The sequence below is a fragment of the Pantoea sp. BJFS-204 genome (genome assembly GCF_049310725.1).
GTDB lineage: Bacteria > Pseudomonadota > Gammaproteobacteria > Enterobacterales > Enterobacteriaceae > Pantoea > Pantoea agglomerans.
The window spans coordinates 1167878-1187746 of sequence record NZ_JBMOWE010000001.1; the positions used below are offsets into that span (position 1 = coordinate 1167878).

A 19869-nucleotide genomic window follows, 5' to 3' on the forward strand; every position below is an offset into this window, starting at 1 on the left:
TTACCATATGCGGAAATTGTTCCACCTGGTTCATATCCTCTCTTTTTTCAGGCCACATATAATGAAAATAATCTCTCTGCGCCAGGCGACGCTGTTGATGTTGCCTGCCATTTTGCCGCTGCCGCTGCTGGTGGCGGCGGCGGATAATGACAATACCCTGGTCGTCACGGCCGCACCGCCGGAAACGGGCCTTAACGAACTCGATACGCCTGCGGCCCTGAGCGTGGTCAGTGGCGACGATATGCGCCAGGCAGCGCCGCGCGTTAACCTGTCGGAAAACCTCAGCAGCGTGCCGGGTCTGCAGATCCAGAACAGACAGAATTACGCACAGGACCTGCAGCTGTCGATGCGTGGCTTTGGCTCCCGCTCAACCTACGGCGTACGCGGGCTGCGCATCTATGTGGATGGCATCCCGGCCACCATGCCGGATGGTCAGGCGCAGACCTCCAATATTGATATCGGCTCGATTGATCATGTTGAGGTACTGCGCGGCCCGTTTTCTGCGCTGTATGGCAACGCTTCGGGTGGCGTGATCAATGTCACCACTCAGCAGGGCCAGCAGCCGACCACGCTTGAAGCCAGCAGCTGGTATGGCAGCTACGGCAGCTGGCGCAACAGCGTCAAAGCCAGCGGCGCGACCGGTGACGGCAGCCATGCCGGAGATGTTAACTACACCGTCTCCGCCTCCCGCTTCACCACTCACGGCTATCGTGATCACAGTGCTGCGCAGAAGAACCTTGGCAACGCCCGACTGGGCGTGCGTATTGATGATGTCAGCACCCTGACGCTGCTGTTTAACAGCGTTCACATTGACGCGCAGGATCCCGGCGGCTTAACCGAGGCGCAGTGGCGTGAGAATCCACGTCAGGTGGTCAGCAACGTCCCGCTTTATAACACCCGTAAGACTGTCGATCAGACTCAGGGCGGCCTGCGTTATCAGCGCCAGATGAGTGAAAATGACGACCTCAGCGTGATGCTCTATGCGGGCATGCGCGAAACTACCCAGTTCCAGTCGATCCCTGCAGCCGTGCAGCGCTACCCGTCTCATCCCGGTGGCGTAATCGCCCTGACCCGCCACTATCAGGGCGTCGATACCCGCTGGACCCATCGCGACACGCTGCTGTCGATTCCGGTGGCGCTGACCGGCGGACTCGACTACGAAACCATGACCGAGCGCCGCAAGGGCTATGAAAACTTCACGGTCAGCAACGGGGTGACACAGCTGGGCGAACAGGGCAATCTGCGCCGCAATGAGCGCAACCTGATGTGGACGCTCGATCCCTATCTGCAGACCGCCTGGGAGCTGACCGATAAGCTGTCGCTGGATGCGGGTGTGCGGTTCAGCACCGTTAACTTTGACTCTAATGACTTCTATATTCAGCCCGGTAACGGCGACGACAGCGGTGATGCGCGCTATCACAAATGGCTGCCCGCTGCGGCACTGAAGTATGCCTTTGACCCAGGCTGGAACGCGTGGATCTCCGCCGGTCGCGGCTTTGAAACCCCGACCATTAATGAGCTCTCTTACCGCTCGGATGGCGCGACCGGTCTGAATCTGGGGCTGAAACCGGCCACCAGCGATACGCTGGAGATTGGAAGCAAGAAACGCATCGGCAACGGCCTGATCAGCGCGGCGCTGTTCCAGACCGATACCCAGGATGAGATTGTGGCGGATGCCAGCAGTGGCGGACGCACTACCTATAAAAATGCCGGTCAGACCCGCCGTCGCGGTCTGGAGTTAAGCCTGGATCAGCAGTTTGCCTGGGACTGGCGGCTGAAGATGGCCTACACCCTGCTGGATGCGCGCTATCGCACTAACGCCTGCGGCAGCGACAGCTGTGACGGCAACCGCATTCCTGGTATTGCCCGTAACATGGCTTACGCCGGACTCGGTTATCTGCCGGAACAGGGCTTTTATGCAGGCAGTGAGGTACGTTATCTGAGCCAGATCGCCGCTGAAGATCAGAATAGCGTGAACACCCCGTCCTACACCGTTGCAGCGGTTAACAGTGGCTATAAGTGGCTGGTTGAGAACTGGACACTGGATCTGTTTGGCCGGGTCGATAACCTGTTTGACCGGCACTATGTGGGTTCAGTGATTGTGAATGAGAGTAATGGACGCTACTTCGAATCCGCGCCGGGCCGCAATTACAGCGTCGGTTTAACGCTGGGTTACGCCTTCCGCTAAAACAATTCGGGCCACGGCTGTGGTGGCCCGGATATTACCTTCACACGCGAATCAGGCGCGCGAATTGAATTTCTTTTAAGGATTGATTGTTATGGACAACGAGCTACAAATTGCAATGTCTCCGGTACATCTTGCTGCGGTGCTTTCCGATAAGTCAGTTACTGAATCCGAGGGAATGAGCAACCGTCTTATGGGTGGTCTTGACCTGCTCATGGGTAGTCTGGAGTTGGCTGGTGCAACCGCATTGTGTATGGCTCCCGAACCCACCGGGATAACCAAGGCAGCATGTATTGTCGTTGGTGCTCACAGTATGGATAGCATTAATGCTGCAGCTAACCGGGTGCTGACCGGCCAGAATACCCGAACTGCCACCTACCAGACGGCTGTTGCTCTCGCAAAGAAATTTGGCGCTGACGACACAGCAGCATGGAATATCGGTCTGGCCATAGATGTGGGTGTTCCAGCTGCCTTTGGACTTACTGTTAGTGCAGCCCGTGTTGTATACGTCCGGGCGGGTACGTTTAAAATTGCTGAGCATGAGGCTGTCAGCTCAGTAAGGGCTGGCGGCCACACCATTGCTAAGCACGTCGCAATTTCTGATAATGATTTACTCGCCAGGCTGGCCCTCAGCCCAAATATGCACTCAGTATCATCATATTATTCAGTTCAGATTGCAGAAAAAGCGATCAGCTCAGCCCTGAAAGCTAACCGACTACGGATCATTCATTGGGCGAACTGGGGGAATAACGCCAGTCCTCTGGAACTGGTATATCGTAGCAGGGCTGCTGTGGGTTATGGATTCAGGCAGGGTAAAGCGGCAAAAGAAACCTGTTACGCTGTGCGCGTGGTGCTGCTTAAGCAAACTTAGAACGGGAAACCTTACTATGTTCTCACGTCTTATCCGTGGATGGGGTGATAAACCCGAGAAACAATACCCGGCGCTAACCGGCATGTTAAGAGTGTTTTTAAGCTGCCACCATGACGACTTTGGCAATACCCTCGAAGAAATGCTTCAGAGCTATATTGATCATGACATGCCTGTTATCGAAGCGCGGAATGAAATAAACATCCTGCTTCAGAATGAGGATGATGATTTGAATGTCATTATGTCAGCAATTGCTGATGAAGAGTTTCGTCCGGCCCCCTGGGGAGAAACGTGGCGCAGTTTTTTGATAAGAGCTGTGGCTGCCCTCAACGGGCCACCGTCGCGGTGGCCCGACGCTTAACGTCACACGCCAATCAGGCGCGTGAATTCAGCTGCGCCTTAATATCCTCACAGCTGCCGGTTTCACCCAGGCGCGGGAAGATCAGGTTCACGCTATTGTTGTGCGTGTCGAGGTTGAGATCGGTCATCGCATCGGTCGCCAGCGTGACGTTGTAACCCAGCTCATACGCCTGTCGTGCGGTGGATTCCACGCCGATACTGGTCGCGATACCACAAATAACTACCTGAGTAATGCCGCGCTTTTGCAGCTCATCGTGCAACGCCGTGGCGTGAAACGCACCCCAGGTTTTCTTGGTGACCGTAAGGTCATTTTGCTGTGGGGTCATCGCCGGAACCAGCGTGGCCCAGTCGGCGGGCAATTCGCCGCTGTGACGTGCCTGCTCATTGCGGCCCGGCGCCCCACCAGCCACGTTAACCAGCACAACCGGCAGATCGTGCGCGCGAAACGCCTCAGCCAGTCCGGCACAGCGTTCGATCACCGGCTGCGGTTCATGAACCAGCGGCAGCGCCACAATGCCATGTTGCAGGTCGATAACAATCAGCGCAGTTTTTGCATCAAGTGTGGTTACAGCCATGTTGAATCCTCAGATTTAATAGTCAGTGAGTCGTTGCAGCAGAGGGAGAACGTCGGTCAGTTGCTGCTGTTCTGCCGGACTCAGTCGCGCTTCCAGCGTCCGGACCAGCCAGTCATCGCGCATCGCGCGACTCGACGTAATCACCGCCAGGCTGGACGTCGTGGGAAGATAGCGGGTTTTACGGCCATCATGGGGATCCGGCTCGCCCGTCACCAGTTCTGCCGCCAGTAACCCAGCGACGGTCGCGCCCATTGACTGGGTGCGTACGCCCTCGGCCGCCGCCAGTTGCGTCACCGTCATCGCTCCATCGCGAACCAGATGACCCAGCACCGCGACCTGCGACCAGGTTAATTCGCCAGGCGGTGCTGACTCGCGCAACCGGCGGCCCAGCTTGCCCACCAGCATGCGCAGCATTGCAGCGGATTCAGTCAGATCGCTCATTACACGTCTCCATCGATAAGCGAAAGTATAAAGATACGAAGGTAAACTGTGTAGTTTGCTCAGGTATCAATTTGTAACGTCCGGGCGCTGCAGATAGTGGATCAGACTGTGGAAGCGCAGCGGCGTGCTGAGCGGGTTCCGGTAGCTGTGCAGCACATCGGCCCTGAACTGGAATGCCTCCCCGGCGAGCAGACGTCGCCAGAGGTCACCGACGCCCAGCAGTAGTTCGCCCTCGATGACCACCACCTGCTCCACACAGCCCGCTTCATGGGGCGAAGAATGACTCTGCGCCCCCGCTGCCAGCTCCACCGCCAGCAGATCAAAACGCAGTTGCGGATCGTAAGGCAGCAGCGACCGTACCGACATGTCGGCATTGGGCTGACTGAATCCTGGCGCGGCGCCTGAAGGCAACACGCTGCCGTCGATAAAAAAGGAAAAGGGAACGTTGAAACCGGTGGCAATCTTCCACAGCGTCGCCACGGTGGGACTCGATTCGCCGCGCTCAATCTGGCCCAGCATCGCTTTACTGACGCCGGTTCGCTCCGCCGTCAGCGTCAGGCTCCAGCCATTGGCCTGCCGCAACTGTCTGAGCGCGCTGCTCAGGTGTTGCTGAAAATCCGCCATTTTTTCTCCTGCTTTCTCGTCATCCTGGTGAGTGACGTTATGGCAATAGTGTAACACTTGTGCGTTATAGCGCATCATGCGACCATGTGCGCTATAACGCACAACCTCATAAAGAGTCTGACCATGACGAGAGCGGAACCTCCCCGTTTTACCCTGCCGATGCTGGTTTCCGGCTTCGTGGCTGTGCTGGTGGGCTACAGCAGCAGTGGCGCGATTATCTATCAGATGTTTCAGGCGGCGGGCGCCACGCCCGCGCAGATTGGCGGCTGGCTGTCGGTGCTGGGCATTGCGCAGGGGATCGCCTCGCTGGGCCTGTCACTGCGCTACCGCATGCCGGTGCTGGCTGCCTGGTCAACGCCCGGCGCCGCGCTGCTGGCGACCAGTTTTCACGGCGTTTCGCTGAATGAGGCGGCAGGCGTCTTTGTTTTCGCCAACCTGCTGATCGTATTGTGCGGCGTCACCGGCCTGTTTGCCCGGCTGATGAACTACATTCCCGCTTCACTGGCAGCGGCGATGCTGGCAGGTATTCTGCTGCGCTTCGGGCTGCAGACCTTTGCCGATTTGCAAAGTAACTTTGTACTGTGCGGCAGCATGTGCCTGGCCTGGCTGCTGGCCCGCCGCTGGCTGGCCCGCTATGCAATTCTGGTCACGCTGCTGGTGGGTGTTGCCGTCGCGCTGGCACAGCACGCCATTCACTTTCCGCCGCAGCCGATTAGGCTGACAATGCCGGAAGTGGTGATGCCGCACTTTACGCTCACCACGCTGCTGGGGATCGGCGTGCCCTATTTCCTGGTGACGATGGCGTCACAGAACGCCCCCGGCATCGCCACGCTACAGGCGCACGGCTACCGTCCGCCCGTCTCTTCACTGATGAGCTGGACCGGATTAATTGCGCTGCTGCTGTCGCCATTAGGGGGTTTTTCGGTCTGCGTGGCGGCGATTACGGCGGCCATCTGCATGAGCGATGAGGTCGACCCAAATCCTCAGCAGCGCTGGCGCGCGGCGGCGCTGGCGGGGATCTTCTATCTGCTGGCGGGCGCGTCCGGTGCGCTGATCGCCGTGCTGTTCAGTGCCCTGCCTGTGGTACTGATTGAGGCGCTGGCGGGTCTGGCACTCCTTGCCACGCTGGGTGGCAGCCTCCACCGCGCACTGGATCTGCCTGCCGAACGCGACAGCGCGCTGATCACCTTTCTGATCACCGCATCCGGCGTTTCGCTGCTGGGCATTGGTCCGGCCTTCTGGGGACTGACGGGTGGCGTCATCGCCCACCTGTTGCTGGTGCGCAAATCCGGCTGATTGCGTCATACTCTCTGAAATAGCGGTGGTTTTTCCGTCAGCCGGTGAAAAAAACAGTGGATTTACCCCCTTTTTCTGCCGTTTGATTTGTCATTGCCCCGCGTAAAATCAACCTAATCGTCGATAACACGCGATTTTCTGCCTCAGACAACGACCGATAAGGGCCCAACAGGTGGCAAAAACTTTTCTGCGCAGCGGTAATTTAGATGCAGTTCTGGCGTTAGGTGAAAATGGCCAGCCGGTCTATGCCTCAGCATTGCAAATTCGTGAAACCCTGCGCCTGCGCCGTCAGAGCGCACTGGCAGATTGCCTGGCCATTCCTCAGGCCAATGAACGGGGCGATCGCCTCGACTGGTATGCCCCTTTTAGCGGCCGGGTCAAATCCTGGCTGGGTGCCAGCGATCATGAACGTCGCGCGGCGCTGCAACAGCTCACCGCCTGTCAGCAGGATATGCAGGATCTCAGTACGCGCGCGCGCGCGGCAGAGAACCCATCGATGCGGCTGTTTGGTGCGCTGCTGAGCAAAACCCTGCAATTCCCCGACCAGCAGTATGTCTATCTGGTTGATGGCAAACCGGTCATCACCTTCTGGGGCTTTGTCGATGCCCAGGCGCGTAGCCGCGATGACGCGCTGGCCTGCCTGCGTGACACGCTGGAAGAGAACCTGCCGGTGGCGCTGGTTGAACCGCTGCCTGAGCTGCCTGCCGCGCCGGTCATCGCTGAACCAGTGATGATCGCTGAGCCCGAACCTGAACCTGAACCTATGGCTGAACCGCTGCCGGTTGCAGCACCCGTTGAAGCTCAGCCGGCGACGCCTGTAGCGGCTCGCCGCCGTTTCCGCGTCTGGTATCTGTTACCGCCGGTGGCGATTGCTGCCGCCGTGACGGTGGCCGTGTTGCTGCATCGTTCAGAACCCGTAAAAACACCGGTTGCCACTGCGAAGCCAGCGTCAGCTCCGGCGACGGTATCCACTCCGGCCCCTGCTGCGACTCCGGCACCGGTTGCGGCGACACCGTCCGTCACCCCACCTGCCGAGCAGGCAGCACCGGAAAAACTTCCCGAATCGCAGCCGCAGAAACCGGCCAACACCACCACCGATACCGCACCGGCAACCTCATCTGCTACCCTTGCCACAACGGTGACGGCGCCGGTTCCGGCCAAACCCGATGACCTGATCGTGACGCCGGATGCGGTGCGCGATGGCCAGGTACGGGTGATTGATGGCCGCTGGCGTGTCACTATCGACCAGATGCCGACGCCAACCGGTAAGCCTCCGGTAATGCGCTTCCAGTTTAAAAACGGCAAAGGCAGCGTGCAGATCGCCCAGGGCAATACTACCTGTAAAGCGGATGTCAGCGCGGCCATGACCAGCGCCGGTAACCTGGTGATTGAGAGCCGCTACACGGCGAAGTGCCAGAACAGTTCGCGCTACCGTATGCCACTGCTGGTCTGCCATGCGAGTATCGGCGCCGCAGTGTGTGAAGCGCAGTATGCTGATGACCGGGTCTTCCCGATGACGATTAAGCGTGAGAGTAAATAACGATGCTGGCTCCCCTGATCGATGACAAACAAAAAATTTCGCTGATTGAAAACAGCGGCGTGCAGTTTCTGGATTTCGGCCTGCAACTCTCAGATACCCCGGCGCGCCGCCAGTTTGTGCGCCAGACCGCCAACGGCCCGCTGCTGCGCCTGAACGTCGATGGCAACAGCGGTAAGTTCCTGCTCTATCCGGAAGATGGCGGCGCTGCGGAAGTGGTGCGCCCGGAGTCTGATATCGCGCTGGCGGACTCACTGTCCCTGCTGTCAGCCTGCTGGCTGCCGCTGCCGATGCTGCGCTGTGCCAGCGGACGTCGTTTTATCGGCGGTCCTGAAAACTGGGCGCGGATGCGTCTGGTTGCGCTGCCCGCGCCCGATGCAGCGGGCAATACCCATCGCGTCAGCCTGGCCTTTGATACCCGCTGCGTGGCGGAACAGGATGGCGGTGAACAGCTCGGCCTCAGCACGGCTGATGCACAGAACGGTGTGACCTTTGCGCTCGCCTGGCACAACTACGAGCTGGGTGATTTTCTTGACCTGACCTGGGTTGACGGCTGGCTGCGCGAATCCTTTACCGACCGCGTCTCCGATCGCCGCGAACAGGCGATTAATCAGGCGCTGCGCGAGTTTGAGTATCAGGCGCACTACCTCAATCTGCTGGAGCTGCTGGGCGAACAGCTCGACCTCAGCGAGATCCATGTCCAGGCCGCCACGCTGCAGACCCCGGCGGTCAACGTCGATATCATTCTGGATGTCGGTAACTCCCATACCTGCGGCATTCTGGTGGAAGATCATCCGGAAGAGAGCAACGGCCTGAAGCAGACCTATGAGCTGCAGCTGCGCGATCTGTCGCAGCCGCATCAGGTTTACAACGAGCTGTTTGACAGCCGTCTGGAGTTTGCCGAGACCCGTTTTGGCAAAGCGAATTTCTCGCTGGAGAGCGGTCGTGAGCAGGCCTTTATGTGGCCTTCTTTGACGCGCGTCGGCCGTGAAGCGAGCCGTCTGGCCCTGCAGCGTGTGGGACTGGAAGGCAGCACCGGCCTCTCCAGCCCGCGTCGTTATCTGTGGGATGAGGCGCGCTATCAGCCAGGCTGGCGTTTTAACACGCCCGGCGAACAGACTGAACCGCTGGCCTATGCCGCGCCCTTTACCACCCTGCTCAACGACGAAGGCCAGCCGCTCTCGACGCTGGCACCCGACGATCGTCTGCCGGTCTTTTCTCCGCACTACAGCCGCAGTTCGCTGATGACCTTTATGCTGTGTGAGCTGCTGGCTCAGGCGCTGATGCAGATGAACAGCGCGGCACAGCGTCAGCGGATGCCGCAGAGCCACGCGCCACGTCAGCTGCGCCATGTGATCCTGACGCTGCCGTCAGCGATGCCGAAGCCGGAGCGTGAAATTTTCCGCCGCCGGATGCAGGAAGCGCTGGCGCTGGTCTGGAAAGCGGAAGGCTGGCTGGCTGACGAAGATGACTTTTCACCAGCACTGCCACGTCAGAACCCGAAACCGCTGCCGGATGTGCAGATGGAGTGGGATGAAGCAACCTGTGGTCAGATGGTCTGGCTGTTTAATGAAACCCAGGTCAACTTTGCCGGTCGCGCCGAAGACTTTTTCAGCAGCATGGCCCGTCCGGATCGCCCGCGCGATGCTGACGAACTGCCAGGCAAGAGCCTGCGCATCGCCTCGATTGATATCGGCGGCGGCACTACCGATCTCGCCATCACCCAGTATCGTCTGGATGATGGTCAGGGCAACAACGTCAAAATCACGCCGCGACTGCTGTTCCGCGAGGGTTTTAAAGTCGCGGGCGACGATATCCTGCTGGACGTGATTCAGCTGTGGATTTTACCGGCGCTGCAGCAACATCTGCAGAAAGCGGGCCTGACGCTGGCGGAACCGCTGATGAACAAGCTGTTTGGTCACGACAGCCGCATGGACGGTCAGGCCACGCTGCGTCAGCAGATCACCTTACAACTGTTTATTCCGCTGGCGCAGGCGGTACTGGAACGCTACGAAAACTGGGATCCGCTGGAGAGCCACGCGGAGATCAACGCACTGTTTGGCGAGCTGGTCGATCAGCCGCCGGGCGAAGCGGTACTGGCGTTCGTCAACGGCGAGATTCAGCGCGAGCTGGGCGGTAACAGCCGCTTTGACCTGCTGCAGGTACCGCTGGTGGTGAGCCTGTCACAGCTGCACGGCGAATTTATGCAGCACCGGATGGCGATTATCCCGGCGCTGCGCTCAATGTGTGAAGTGGTGTCGCTCTACCAGTGTGACGTGCTGCTGCTGACCGGTCGCCCGTCGCGCTTCCCGGGCATTCAGGCGCTGGTGCGTCATCTGCAACCGCTGCCGGGCAGCCGTATACTGTCGCTGGAAGGCTATCACACCAGCGACTGGTATCCGTTTAACAAACATGGCCGCATCGACAACCCGAAATCGACCGCGGCGGTCGGCGCGATGCTCTGCCTGCTGGCGCTGGATCTGCGCCTCAGCAGCTTCTGGTTCCGCGCAGGCGATTTTGAACCCTACTCGACGATTCGCTATCTTGGCATGCTCGACGAAAACCAGGCGCTGACGGACGAGAACCTCTGCTACAGCGAAATTGACCTCGACGATCCCGGCTATGTGCTGGATAAAAAGCGCAGTTTCCGTATTCGCGGCAACGTCTGTCTCGGCTTCCGCCAGCTTGATAACGATCGCTGGCCCGCCTCGCCGCTCTATAGCCTGACGCTGAACGACGCTACCCTGGCGCGTAAAGTGGCCGGTGAGAGCGTGCTGCGCATCCGGCTGGCGGTAAAAGCCGGACCCGACGCGTCCGGCCCGGAAAGTCTGGTGCTGAGCGATGCCCGCCTGGATGATGGCACCCGCGTGCCGCTGGAGCAGTTGAGTCTTAAGCTGAATACCCTGTCGGCGACCGGCAATGCCAATGCGCAATACTGGATTGACAGCGGGAGCGTGTGTAAACGATGAAAGCCCTGAAACCCCGTCAGCCGCAAACGCTGGCAAAACGTCTTGGCCTGTTGCAGGACGCCCTGAATAACAGTCTGGCCTGGATTGAGAGCAGCCGTGAGCAGTCGCCGCGTCTGGCGCTGGAAGCAGAAACCCTGACGCTGCAACTGCGCCAGGCGCGCGTGCAGACTCAGGCGCTGGCGCAGCAGGTGGCGCGTCCGGTGACGCTGGCGCTGTTTGGCCAGTCGCAGGCGGGTAAAGCCTGGCTGCTGAACGAAATGGTGGCCGATGCACAGGGCCAGTTAGTGACCCGCATGGGTGATAAACTGCTGAACTGGTTTCAGCATATCAATCCCGGCAACCTCGATTTTGCTACCGCCACCCGTTTCAGCCATCAGCGCGAGCCGCTCTCAAACGAGTGGCCGGTTGAACTGACGCTGCTGAGTGAAGCGGAGATCGTACGGCTGATAGTCGCCTGTGCCGGCGCGACAACGCCCGACACCGCACAGATCGACAGCGCACTGCAGCGCCTGCAGCGTCATCGTCTCGCCACGCCGCTGGCGGGTCTGGAAGGCGATGCGCTGGTGACACTCTGGTCCTGGTGCCGTCGCCGTGCGCACCACGATGCGCGGCTTGATCGTCATTTCTGGCCGCAGGCGGTTGAGCTGGCGCCCTGGCTCAGCGTTGACGACCGGGTACAGCTTTTTTCACTGCTGTGGCCTGGTCAGCCTGAACTGAATGAGATGCTGCGCACCCTGCTGCATCTGCGTCACCAGTTGCGTAACAGCAGCCGGGTGCTTGCTCCACTGAGCCTGCTGACCGACACATCACTGCTGCCGGCCGAGCAGCTGATTGTGCCGGCCAGTGAGCAGGATCAGCAGCAGCTGGTGGAAGTCTGCCCGCTGAATGGTAACCGCATCGGTAAGGCGCAGAACGTGCCACTGGGATTACTGGCGCTGCTGACGCTGGAAGTGCTGGTCCCGCTGAGTTCCACACCGCGAACCGCACTCTATGATGATGCTGATATGCTGGAACTGCCCGCGCCAGGCCAGTCCGGTGACGCGGCAATCCAGGAAGATCGTCAGCGCCTGCAGCAGCAGGATCCGCTGCGTGCCCAACTGCTGGAACAGAAACGTGCCCTGCTGCCCGGTTTTTACGCCGCGCGTCAGGCAATTGATCTGCTGCTGGTCTGTACCGCAGCCAGCCAGCGTCAGGATGCCGACCTCGCCAGCGAAACGCTGCGCGAATGGCAGCGTCAGCAGCCCGCACAGGAATCCGCAGAGAAACCGCGTCTGATCTGGGCGATTACCCCTTTCGATGCCCGCCATCAGCAGGTCAATGTAGATGAAGCGGTGCAGCGTCAGATGGGACAGCCCGGTCAGCACTGGGGATCGATGCTGGCACTGGATCGCGCGGGCGTCGACCGCATGGCGAGCTGGTTGCAGGATGAGATGCAGCCGGAAGCGCGCCGCGACATGCTGCTGGCTCAGCTGGCGCAGATTCAGCACACTGTGGTGGAGCGGCGTTTATTGCCCTGGACCGAAGCGGGTGCCAGCCCGGAACAGGCGGCACGCAAACAGAATATCGCCGATACGCTACTGAAGTGTTTACAGCATCGGACCGGCCTGCATGGCGAGCTGCTGGAACGCCTGCAGCCGCCGCGTGAGGCGCTGCGTCAGCTGTGGCTCAATCAGTCGGCCTTGCAAGGCAGCAAACCGGCCAGTATTCAGGCCCCGGAAAATCAGTTTGGCATCGGGTTTGAATTTGATCTGTTCAGTGAGAGCCCGGCTGAAGCGCCGGTTCAGCCGCGTCAGAGTCTGCAGAGCGCGCAGCAGTATCCGCGTCAGGTGCTGCTGCTGTGGCTGGATCATCTGCGTCAGCTGCCGGAAAACCGCAGCCTGCTGGCGTTGCTGAACGTGGATAAGCCAACGATGGAGTGGCTGGTTGAAGAGCTGATCACGGCCGGATTCCGCACCGATATCGCGCAAAAGCTGCAGCAGGCGCTGCATGAGCCCGATACGCAGAGCGTCAGCCATGAATCACGCGCGGATCGTCAGGTGACGCGGGCGATGACGGTGCTGGGGGATTTTGTGGCCTGGCTCGGCTTTTTACAGCGTCCTGAAAATGAACGCCCTTCCAGCCGCGTTAACCGGGGTCAGGTGATTTTCTCGCGGCCTCCGGCTCCCAGCGTCAGCTTCAGTTCCGGTCAGCGTCTGACCAGACTCTCCGCTGCCCCGGCCAACCACACGGCCTACTATATCTACGACTGGCTGGTGGGGCTGAACCAGGTCATCATTGAGAACAATGGTTACACCGGCGGCGGCGATCTGCCGCTGGCAGCCCGCGAAGCACTGGTTGCGCTGCTCAAGCCGCTACGCGCTTAATCAATGATCAGGCGCAGTTCGCCCTCCAGCGACTGCGCCGCCTCTTCCAGCAGCGCCAGCACCGGCGCTAAATCGGCCTGATGCGCGGCATAGTGCTGCAACCACATTGTCGCAGGCAGCGCCATCCCGCCCGTCAGCCAGTCCCATAACGCATCCAGATTATGTCCGAAGGTCTGCGGACAACCGCTCTGCTCAGCAAACTGCTGATAAAACGCCGCGCGCGTGGTGAGCTGACGCAGGTCAAAGGTCAGATTAAGCATGATCAGGGCACCTGCCTGAAACTGCGGTAGTGATCGGTGGAGAGAAACACCAGCCCGTCAGAGGAGTAGACCAGGCGATCGGCATCGCGATGCCCGCAGCGATAATTCACATCCGCTTCATACCACTGACGCCCCGCACGCGCGGGCAGACGTTTTTCACGGTTCGTAAAGCGATCGCCGCCAATGGCTCTGCCTGGCAACACGTCACACAGGTTGCCTTTGGCCGGATTCCAGCCACGCTTGCGCGCGTCGTTTTTGGTGAGGTAGTAGTCCGGCAGTTGCTGATGCTGCAGCACCCAGCGCGCCACGGTATGGGCGTCAGTCAGGGTGGCGATATCCGCCTGGGCAGGGGCTGAAACGGAATTCAGATAGGGTTTAAGGCCGAAGAAACAGGCCGCGAGGACGAGAAAAAGTCCAATCCAGAGTTTTTTTGACATGATGGCATCCGTGACGACAGGACGCAGATGATACCAGTTTTGCGCGCAGAGAAAAGCGCGGGCCAGACAAGCTGGCCCTGGCGAGGTTATGCTGCGTGCGAATCCCCGCTGTGCCGACGCCATGCACCCGGCGCGACGCCATACTGGCGTTTGAAGCTGCGGTTAAAGGATTGCTGGGAGTCGAAACCTAACGAGATAGCCACATTGAGAATCGGTTCATCAGTGCTGGTCAGGCGGTCGGCTGATTTCTTCAGCTTCTTAACCCGGATGTATTCACCCAGTGGATAACCGGTGTGCTCTTTAAACATGCGCTGCAGGTGCCATTTGGAGTAGCCCGCGCGCTCTGAAACGGTATCCAGATCCAGACGTGCTTCGATGTTGTTATCAATCCAGTCGATTAAATCGTGAATAAAAGCATCACTCATCATTCCAGTCTCTCCTGTCGCCGTGGCGAAAAGTATTAGTATCAGTTGCAGTTACACTTAAGGGTGGCTGACTATGCCATTTAATGCAAGTTTTATTAGTACATTAAATGCCGCACTATTTGTGGGGTTTTAGCTAAGTTGTTCAGGCTTTAATTGCCCTGCCCTAAACCGCACATAAAGTGTATCTGTTATTCTTGCAGTTGCCAGCCACGCAAGCCTACACTCACCGCGATTAATTGCAATCTTAAAAGTTGCAAATATTGGCCTGCAGGCCGCCTGTTTATATCTATCGCGGAATAACAACAATGATTACGAACCGGGTTCGTCAGGGTTTAACCCTCTTAGGGATGGTACTGCTCATCACGCAACTGAGCGGCTGCGATAAAGGTGTGGCGCAAAACGCCGCTCCCCCGCCGCCTGAAGTGAGTGCCGCACCCGTGCTGATCAAACCGGTCAGTCAATGGGACAATTTCAATGGCCGGGTTGAAGCGGTGCAGAGCGTGCAGTTGCGTCCGCGCGTCTCTGGCTACATTGATGCCGTTAACTATCGTGAAGGCGATGAGGTCAGAAAAGGTCAGGTACTGTTTACCATTGATGACCGGAGTTACCGCGCGGCGCTGGAGCAGGCCAAAGCGGAACTGGCCCGGGCGCGCAGTCAGGCGAGTCTGGCCCGCAGCGAATCGGGCCGCAGCGAGAAGCTGATCGGCACGCAGGCGATTTCCCGCGAAGCGTGGGAGCAGCGTCGTTCTGCCGCCAGTCAGGCGCAGGCGGATGTGCTGGCCGCAGAGGCCGCGGTCGATATGGCGCAGCTGAACCTCGACTTCACCCGCGTTACCGCGCCGATTGATGGCCGCGCCAGCCGGGCGATGATCACCGCCGGTAACCTGGTGACCGCCGGCGACAGCGCCAGTGTGTTAACCACGCTGGTGTCGCAGCAGCAGATGTATGTCTATTTCGATGTCGATGAGAACACCTTCCTGAACTATCAGGCGATGGCGCGTCAGGGCCAGCAGCGCCATGCGCTGCCGGTTGAGATTGCGCTGGTCGGCGAACAGGGTTTCCCGCACCAGGGCAAAATTGACTTTCTGGATAACCAGCTGACCGCCAGCACCGGCACCATTCGTATGCGCGCCCTGCTCGACAATCAACAGCGTCAGTTTACGCCTGGCCTGTTTGCCCGCGTGCGTCTGCCCGGCAGCGCGCAGTTCGAGGCTGTGCTGATCGATGATAAAGCGGTATTGACCGACCAGGATCGCAAATATGTCTACGTGGTGGATGGCGAAGGTAAAGCGCAGCGGCGCGATATCCAGCCTGGCGCGATGGTGGATGGTTTGCGCATCGTTAAATCGGGTCTGCAATCCGGCGACAAGGTCATCATCGCCGGTCTGCAAAAAGTATTTATGCCCGGCATGCCGGTCACTGCTCAGCCGGTCGCCATGCGTGCGGCAGCCGCTCAATAACCCGAGGCCGCTATGGACTTTTCCCGCTTTTTTATCGACCGGCCCATTTTTGCTGCGGTGCTATCGATCCTGATTTTTGTGACCGGGGTGATTGCCATCCCACTGCTGCCAGTCAGTGAATATCCCGACGTGGTGCCACCCAGCGTACAGGTGCGCGCCGAGTATCCAGGCGCTAACCCGAAAGTGATTGCGGATTCCGTGGCGACGCCGCTGGAAGAGGCAATCAACGGCGTCGAAAACATGATGTACATGAAGTCAGTGGCCGGTTCTGACGGCGTGCTGGTGACCACCGTCACCTTCCGTCCAGGCACCGATCCTGATCAGGCGCAGGTGCAGGTGCAGAACCGCGTAGCGCAGGCGGAAGCCCGTCTGCCGGAAGATGTGCGTCGGCTGGGGATCACCACCCAGAAGATGTCGCCGACCCTGACGCTGGTCGTCCACATGTTCTCACCGAACAATACCTACGATTCGCTCTACCTGCGTAACTACGCCACCCTCAAGGTGAAAGATGAGCTGGCCCGCCTGCCGGGTGTCGGTCAGATCCAGATTTTCGGCGCAGGCGAGTATGCGATGCGCGTCTGGCTTGATCCCAATAAAGTGGCGGCGCGTGGTCTGACCGCCTCTGACGTGGTGACGGCGATGCAGGAGCAGAACGTGCAGGTCTCTGCCGGTCAGCTGGGTGCCGAGCCGCTGAAAAAACAGAGCGATTTTCTGCTGTCAATCAACACCCAGGGACGACTGGAGAGCGAGCAGCAGTTTGGCGATATCATCCTGAAAACCTCGGAAGATGGTTCGCTGGTGCGGCTGCGCGATGTGGCGCGGATTGAGATGGGCTCGGGCAGCTATGCCCTGCGCTCGCAGCTGAATAACAAAGATGCGGTCGGTATCGGCATCTTCCAGGCACCTGGCGCCAACGCCATCGACCTCTCCAATGCGGTTCGCGCCAAAATGGATGAGCTGGCGACCCGCTTCCCCAACGACGTGAAATGGGCCGCGCCTTACGATCCGACGGTGTTTGTCCGCGACTCGATTAAAGCCGTGGTGCAGACCCTGCTGGAAGCGGTCATTCTGGTCGTGCTGGTGGTGATTCTGTTCCTGCAGACCTGGCGCGCCTCGATCATTCCCCTGCTGGCGGTGCCGGTTTCGATAGTCGGTACCTTTAGCGTGCTCTATCTGCTTGGCTTCTCGCTGAATACGCTGAGCCTGTTCGGGCTGGTGCTGGCGATTGGTATCGTGGTGGATGACGCCATTGTGGTGGTGGAGAACGTCGAACGTAACATTGAGATGGGGCTGTCGCCACGCGCCGCTGCGCATCAGGCGATGCGTGAGGTCTCCGGGCCGATCATCGCCATTGCGCTGGTGCTGTGCGCGGTGTTTGTGCCGATGGCGTTTCTCTCTGGCGTCACCGGGCAGTTCTACAAGCAGTTCGCCACTACCATCGCCATCTCTACAGTGATCTCTGCTATTAACTCGCTGACGCTCTCGCCTGCGCTGGCGGCGATGCTGCTGAAAGATCATCACGCGCCGAAAGACCGGCTGACGCGGATCATTGATGCGCTGTTTGGCTGGCTGTTCCGGCCGTTTAACCGCTTCTTCCAGCGCAGTGCCCATGGTTATGAATCGCTGGTGGGCCGTACGCTGCGTCGCCGTGGCGCCGTGTTTGGCGTCTATATTCTGCTGCTGGCGGGTGCCGGATTTATGTTCCACACCGTGCCGGGTGGATTTATTCCGACGCAGGATAAGCTCTACCTGATTGGTGGCGTGAAGATGCCGGAAGGTTCCTCTCTGGCGCGCACGGATGAAGTGATTCGTAAGATGAGCGAAATCGGTATGCAGACCGAAGGCGTCGCCTATGCGGTCGCGTTCCCTGGCCTGAATGCATTGCAGTTCACCAATACCCCGAACAGCGGCACGGTGTTCTTCGGTCTTAAGCCGTTTAATGAGCGCAAACATACGGCGGCGGAGATCAACGCTGAGATCAATGCGAAGATCGCGCAAATCCAGCAGGGCTTTGGCTTCTCGATTATGCCACCGCCGATTCTGGGGCTGGGCCAGGGCTCGGGCTATTCGCTCTATGTGCAGGACCGCGCAGGTCTGGGTTATGGCGCACTGCAGACGGCGATTAATACGCTTTCGGGCAGCATCATGCAGACGCCAGGGATGCACTTCCCCATTTCCTCTTATCAGGCCAACGTTCCGCAGCTTGATGTGAAGGTAGACCGGGATAAAGCCAAAGCGCAGGGAGTATCGCTGACCGCGCTGTTCAGCACGCTCCAGACCTATCTTGGCTCGTCGTATGTGAATGACTTTAACCGCTTTGGCCGCACCTGGCGGGTGATGGCGCAGGCTGACGGGGATTTCCGCGACAGCATCGAAGATATCGCTAACCTGCGAACCCGAAACGATCGCGGTGAGATGGTGCCGATTGGCAGCATGGTCAACATTACCACCACCTACGGTCCCGACCCGGTGATCCGCTATAACGGCTATCCGGCGGCGGATTTGATTGGTGATGCCGACCCACGCGTGCTCTCCTCGGCGCAGGCGATGAGTCAGCTCGAAGCGATGTCCGGTCAGCTATTGCCAAACGGCATGAACATCGAGTGGACCGATCTGAGTTATCAGCAGTCAACGCAGGGCAATACCGCGCTGATTGTCTTCCCGATGGCCGTGTTGCTGGCGTTCCTGGTGCTGGCCGCGCTGTATGAGAGCTGGACGCTGCCGCTGGCGGTGATCCTGATTGTGCCGATGACCATGCTCTCTGCGCTGTTTGGCGTCTGGCTGACTGGCGGTGACAACAACGTCTTCGTGCAGGTCGGACTGGTGGTGCTGATGGGGCTGGCCTGTAAGAACGCGATTCTGATCGTCGAGTTTGCGCGGGAGCTGGAGATTCAGGGCAAAGGGATTGTGGAAGCGGCGCTGGAAGCGTGTCGCCTGCGTCTGCGTCCGATTGTGATGACCTCCATCGCCTTTATCGCCGGTACAATACCGCTGATTCTGGGTGAAGGCGCGGGTGCAGAGGTCCGCGGCGTTACGGGTATTACGGTCTTCTCCGGCATGCTCGGCGTGACGCTGTTCGGCCTGTTCCTGACGCCGGTGTTCTATGTGGCCCTGCGCAAGCTGGTGACGCGCCGGTCAGGTAGTGCATCGTCCGTGACGGCGTAAACCGTAAAAGTTAAAAGGGGCGACCATATGATCGCCCCTTTTTTTGCCTGTGATTCACTGATTCCAGCAGACCCCACCTTGTAGGCTAACGCCGCTTCAATCTTTCATTCAGCGTTTCAATGATAAACGCATTCAGCGAGGTTTCATTTTGCGCAGCAGCCTGAGACAGGCGCTCTCCCAGCGATTCAGGATAGCGCAGCGTAAAGGTCTTAATTTTTTCCTGCTCAGCATAGGGATTAATGCCGGAGGCTGCACAATCTTCCAGGTATTCGCGCAGCGAAATCTCACCCTCTTTGTACAGCCCCTGTACGCTGTCAGAGACAAAATCACAGTAGCCTGTCAGGCCAGTAAAGCGCCCACGGAACATGTTGAGTTCAGGAACATAGGTGATCACGGCGGGTTGCCCGGCGACATTAGCCAGATCTGAATTATTACTCATCTTTGACCTCCAGCGTTCTGCTTGCGGGCAGATGATCAGGTCCGAATTTCAATCCGGGCTTTGCGTCCCAGCTGAGCCAGCGCCAGTTCCACATTTTCGACTTTCGATGAGTGCTCCACATCCAGTAGTCGATCAACCTGTGGACCATTCACACCCAGCTGGCGTGCCAGATCGACTTTACGGGTGCCGGTTTCAATCATTGCGTTGTAAAGTGCCGCTTTCATTGCCACCAGTACAGGCACAGAGACGATGTACTCTCCTTCCAGCGGTTTACTGGCAACCGGAATCGGACGACGCGTATCCATCTCGAGAGAGATTGCCGTCACCAGTCCATCTTCGGCTTCTGCAAGTGCTTCCTCAACGGTGTCACCGACGGAATGCAGTAACGGCAAATCACGACACGAGACCTCATAGGTATCGGTTTTGGCGTCATGAGTTAATCTGACGGCATAATTAAACATAGAG

17 protein-coding genes are annotated in these 19869 nt (G+C 59.0%); 9 read left to right on the forward strand and 8 right to left on the reverse strand.

Annotation, left to right across the window (positions count from 1 at the left end; all coding sequences use genetic code 11):
• Positions 1–61 precede the first annotated feature (61 nt).
• The 3 genes from pqqU (at position 62) to ACO6VX_RS05345 (ending at position 3414) form a co-directional block, all read left to right on the forward strand.
• Entirely contained in the window at positions 62–2188 is a 2127-nt protein-coding gene (gene pqqU / locus ACO6VX_RS05335; RefSeq protein WP_422457844.1) for a TonB-dependent receptor PqqU, read from the forward strand.
• Between the two features lie 91 nt (positions 2189–2279).
• On the forward strand, positions 2280–3056 hold the full coding sequence (locus tag ACO6VX_RS05340; RefSeq protein WP_249654558.1) for an RNase A-like domain-containing protein: 777 nt from the start codon (positions 2280–2282) through the stop codon (positions 3054–3056).
• Between the two features lie 16 nt (positions 3057–3072).
• Positions 3073–3414, forward strand: a complete 342-nt coding sequence (locus ACO6VX_RS05345; RefSeq protein WP_010245256.1) for a contact-dependent growth inhibition system immunity protein — start codon at positions 3073–3075, stop codon at positions 3412–3414.
• Between the two features lie 13 nt (positions 3415–3427).
• On the opposite strand, the gene ACO6VX_RS05350 is transcribed toward ACO6VX_RS05345, so the two are convergent.
• From ACO6VX_RS05350 to ACO6VX_RS05360, 3 genes are all read right to left on the reverse strand, one after another.
• Positions 3428–3988 carry an isochorismatase family protein gene (locus ACO6VX_RS05350; RefSeq protein ID WP_010245270.1) on the reverse strand — a complete coding sequence of 187 codons (561 nt, stop codon included), beginning with the start codon at positions 3986–3988 and terminating at the stop codon, positions 3428–3430.
• A 15-nt stretch (positions 3989–4003) separates the two neighbouring features.
• Entirely contained in the window at positions 4004–4429 is a 426-nt protein-coding gene (locus ACO6VX_RS05355) for a MarR family winged helix-turn-helix transcriptional regulator (RefSeq protein ID WP_010245273.1), read from the reverse strand.
• 66 nt (positions 4430–4495) lie between these two features.
• Positions 4496–5053 (reverse strand): helix-turn-helix domain-containing protein, encoded by a 558-nt coding sequence (locus tag ACO6VX_RS05360; RefSeq protein ID WP_060680161.1) that lies wholly within the window; start codon positions 5051–5053, stop codon positions 4496–4498.
• A gap of 84 nt (positions 5054–5137) precedes the next feature.
• On the opposite strand from ACO6VX_RS05360, the gene ACO6VX_RS05365 reads away from it, so the two are divergent.
• The 4 genes from ACO6VX_RS05365 (at position 5138) to ACO6VX_RS05380 (ending at position 13218) form a co-directional block, all read left to right on the forward strand.
• A complete protein-coding gene (locus tag ACO6VX_RS05365) occupies positions 5138–6349 on the forward strand; it encodes a benzoate/H(+) symporter BenE family transporter (protein ID WP_306802812.1) in 1212 nt (403 codons plus the stop codon).
• Between the two features lie 172 nt (positions 6350–6521).
• Positions 6522–7889, forward strand: coding sequence for an SrfA family protein (locus ACO6VX_RS05370; RefSeq protein ID WP_022625694.1), 1368 nt, complete (start codon positions 6522–6524; stop codon positions 7887–7889).
• Positions 7890–7891: 2 nt separating this feature from the next.
• Complete coding sequence (locus ACO6VX_RS05375; protein WP_422457847.1) at positions 7892–10855, forward strand: virulence factor SrfB; 2964 nt, start codon at positions 7892–7894, stop codon at positions 10853–10855.
• Positions 10852–13218, forward strand: a complete 2367-nt coding sequence (locus tag ACO6VX_RS05380; protein WP_346462029.1) for a virulence factor SrfC family protein — start codon at positions 10852–10854, stop codon at positions 13216–13218. Before ACO6VX_RS05375 ends, ACO6VX_RS05380 begins: the two co-directional genes overlap by 4 nt.
• On the opposite strand, the gene ACO6VX_RS05385 is transcribed toward ACO6VX_RS05380, so the two are convergent.
• The 3 genes from ACO6VX_RS05385 to ACO6VX_RS05395 all read right to left on the reverse strand — a co-directional run bounded on the left by ACO6VX_RS05385 (position 13215) and on the right by ACO6VX_RS05395 (position 14343).
• Entirely contained in the window at positions 13215–13478 is a 264-nt protein-coding gene (locus ACO6VX_RS05385; protein ID WP_010670099.1) for a barstar family protein, read from the reverse strand. The genes ACO6VX_RS05380 and ACO6VX_RS05385 overlap by 4 nt on opposite strands.
• A 2-nt stretch (positions 13479–13480) precedes the next feature.
• Entirely contained in the window at positions 13481–13915 is a 435-nt protein-coding gene (locus ACO6VX_RS05390; protein WP_277971639.1) for a ribonuclease domain-containing protein, read from the reverse strand.
• Positions 13916–14001: 86 nt separating this feature from the next.
• Positions 14002–14343, reverse strand: coding sequence for a helix-turn-helix domain-containing protein (locus ACO6VX_RS05395; RefSeq protein WP_009090299.1), 342 nt, complete (start codon positions 14341–14343; stop codon positions 14002–14004).
• A 302-nt stretch (positions 14344–14645) separates the two neighbouring features.
• Between ACO6VX_RS05395 and ACO6VX_RS05400 the strand changes: the two genes are divergently transcribed.
• Both ACO6VX_RS05400 and oqxB read left to right on the forward strand, forming a co-directional pair.
• A complete protein-coding gene (locus ACO6VX_RS05400; RefSeq protein WP_010245312.1) occupies positions 14646–15800 on the forward strand; it encodes an efflux RND transporter periplasmic adaptor subunit in 1155 nt (384 codons plus the stop codon).
• Positions 15801–15812: 12 nt separating this feature from the next.
• The gene (gene oqxB / locus ACO6VX_RS05405; protein ID WP_031593601.1) at positions 15813–18965 is read left to right on the forward strand and encodes a multidrug efflux RND transporter permease subunit OqxB; all 3153 of its coding nucleotides are present in this window, start codon (positions 15813–15815) and stop codon (positions 18963–18965) included.
• Between the two features lie 85 nt (positions 18966–19050).
• Here the strand turns inward: oqxB and ACO6VX_RS05410 are convergent, their stop codons facing one another.
• Complete coding sequence (locus ACO6VX_RS05410; RefSeq protein ID WP_033771714.1) at positions 19051–19404, reverse strand: type II toxin-antitoxin system HicB family antitoxin; 354 nt, start codon at positions 19402–19404, stop codon at positions 19051–19053.
• A gap of 35 nt (positions 19405–19439) precedes the next feature.
• Positions 19440–19865 (reverse strand): type II toxin-antitoxin system HicB family antitoxin, encoded by a 426-nt coding sequence (locus ACO6VX_RS05415; RefSeq protein ID WP_010245317.1) that lies wholly within the window; start codon positions 19863–19865, stop codon positions 19440–19442.
• Positions 19866–19869 lie beyond the last annotated feature (4 nt).

Bases quoted from the DNA above. Each gene is read 5' to 3' on its own strand.
- ACO6VX_RS05385 (WP_010670099.1), bottom strand. From the start codon at position 13,478: ATGCTTAATCTGACCTTTGACCTGCGTCAGCTCACCACGCGCGCGGCG.
- ACO6VX_RS05355 (WP_010245273.1), bottom strand. From the start codon at position 4,429: ATGAGCGATCTGACTGAATCCGCTGCAATGCTGCGCATGCTGGTGGGC.
- ACO6VX_RS05390 (WP_277971639.1), bottom strand. From the start codon at position 13,915: ATGTCAAAAAAACTCTGGATTGGACTTTTTCTCGTCCTCGCGGCCTGT.
- ACO6VX_RS05410 (WP_033771714.1), bottom strand. From the start codon at position 19,404: ATGAGTAATAATTCAGATCTGGCTAATGTCGCCGGGCAACCCGCCGTG.
- ACO6VX_RS05380 (WP_346462029.1), top strand. From the start codon at position 10,852: ATGAAAGCCCTGAAACCCCGTCAGCCGCAAACGCTGGCAAAACGTCTT.
- oqxB (WP_031593601.1), top strand. From the start codon at position 15,813: ATGGACTTTTCCCGCTTTTTTATCGACCGGCCCATTTTTGCTGCGGTG.
- ACO6VX_RS05375 (WP_422457847.1), top strand. From the start codon at position 7,892: ATGCTGGCTCCCCTGATCGATGACAAACAAAAAATTTCGCTGATTGAA.
- ACO6VX_RS05365 (WP_306802812.1), top strand. From the start codon at position 5,138: ATGTGCGCTATAACGCACAACCTCATAAAGAGTCTGACCATGACGAGA.
- ACO6VX_RS05340 (WP_249654558.1), top strand. From the start codon at position 2,280: ATGGACAACGAGCTACAAATTGCAATGTCTCCGGTACATCTTGCTGCG.
- pqqU (WP_422457844.1), top strand. From the start codon at position 62: ATGAAAATAATCTCTCTGCGCCAGGCGACGCTGTTGATGTTGCCTGCC.
- ACO6VX_RS05395 (WP_009090299.1), bottom strand. From the start codon at position 14,343: ATGATGAGTGATGCTTTTATTCACGATTTAATCGACTGGATTGATAAC.
- ACO6VX_RS05360 (WP_060680161.1), bottom strand. From the start codon at position 5,053: ATGGCGGATTTTCAGCAACACCTGAGCAGCGCGCTCAGACAGTTGCGG.
- ACO6VX_RS05345 (WP_010245256.1), top strand. From the start codon at position 3,073: ATGTTCTCACGTCTTATCCGTGGATGGGGTGATAAACCCGAGAAACAA.
- ACO6VX_RS05415 (WP_010245317.1), bottom strand. From the start codon at position 19,865: ATGTTTAATTATGCCGTCAGATTAACTCATGACGCCAAAACCGATACC.
- ACO6VX_RS05400 (WP_010245312.1), top strand. From the start codon at position 14,646: ATGATTACGAACCGGGTTCGTCAGGGTTTAACCCTCTTAGGGATGGTA.
- ACO6VX_RS05350 (WP_010245270.1), bottom strand. From the start codon at position 3,988: ATGGCTGTAACCACACTTGATGCAAAAACTGCGCTGATTGTTATCGAC.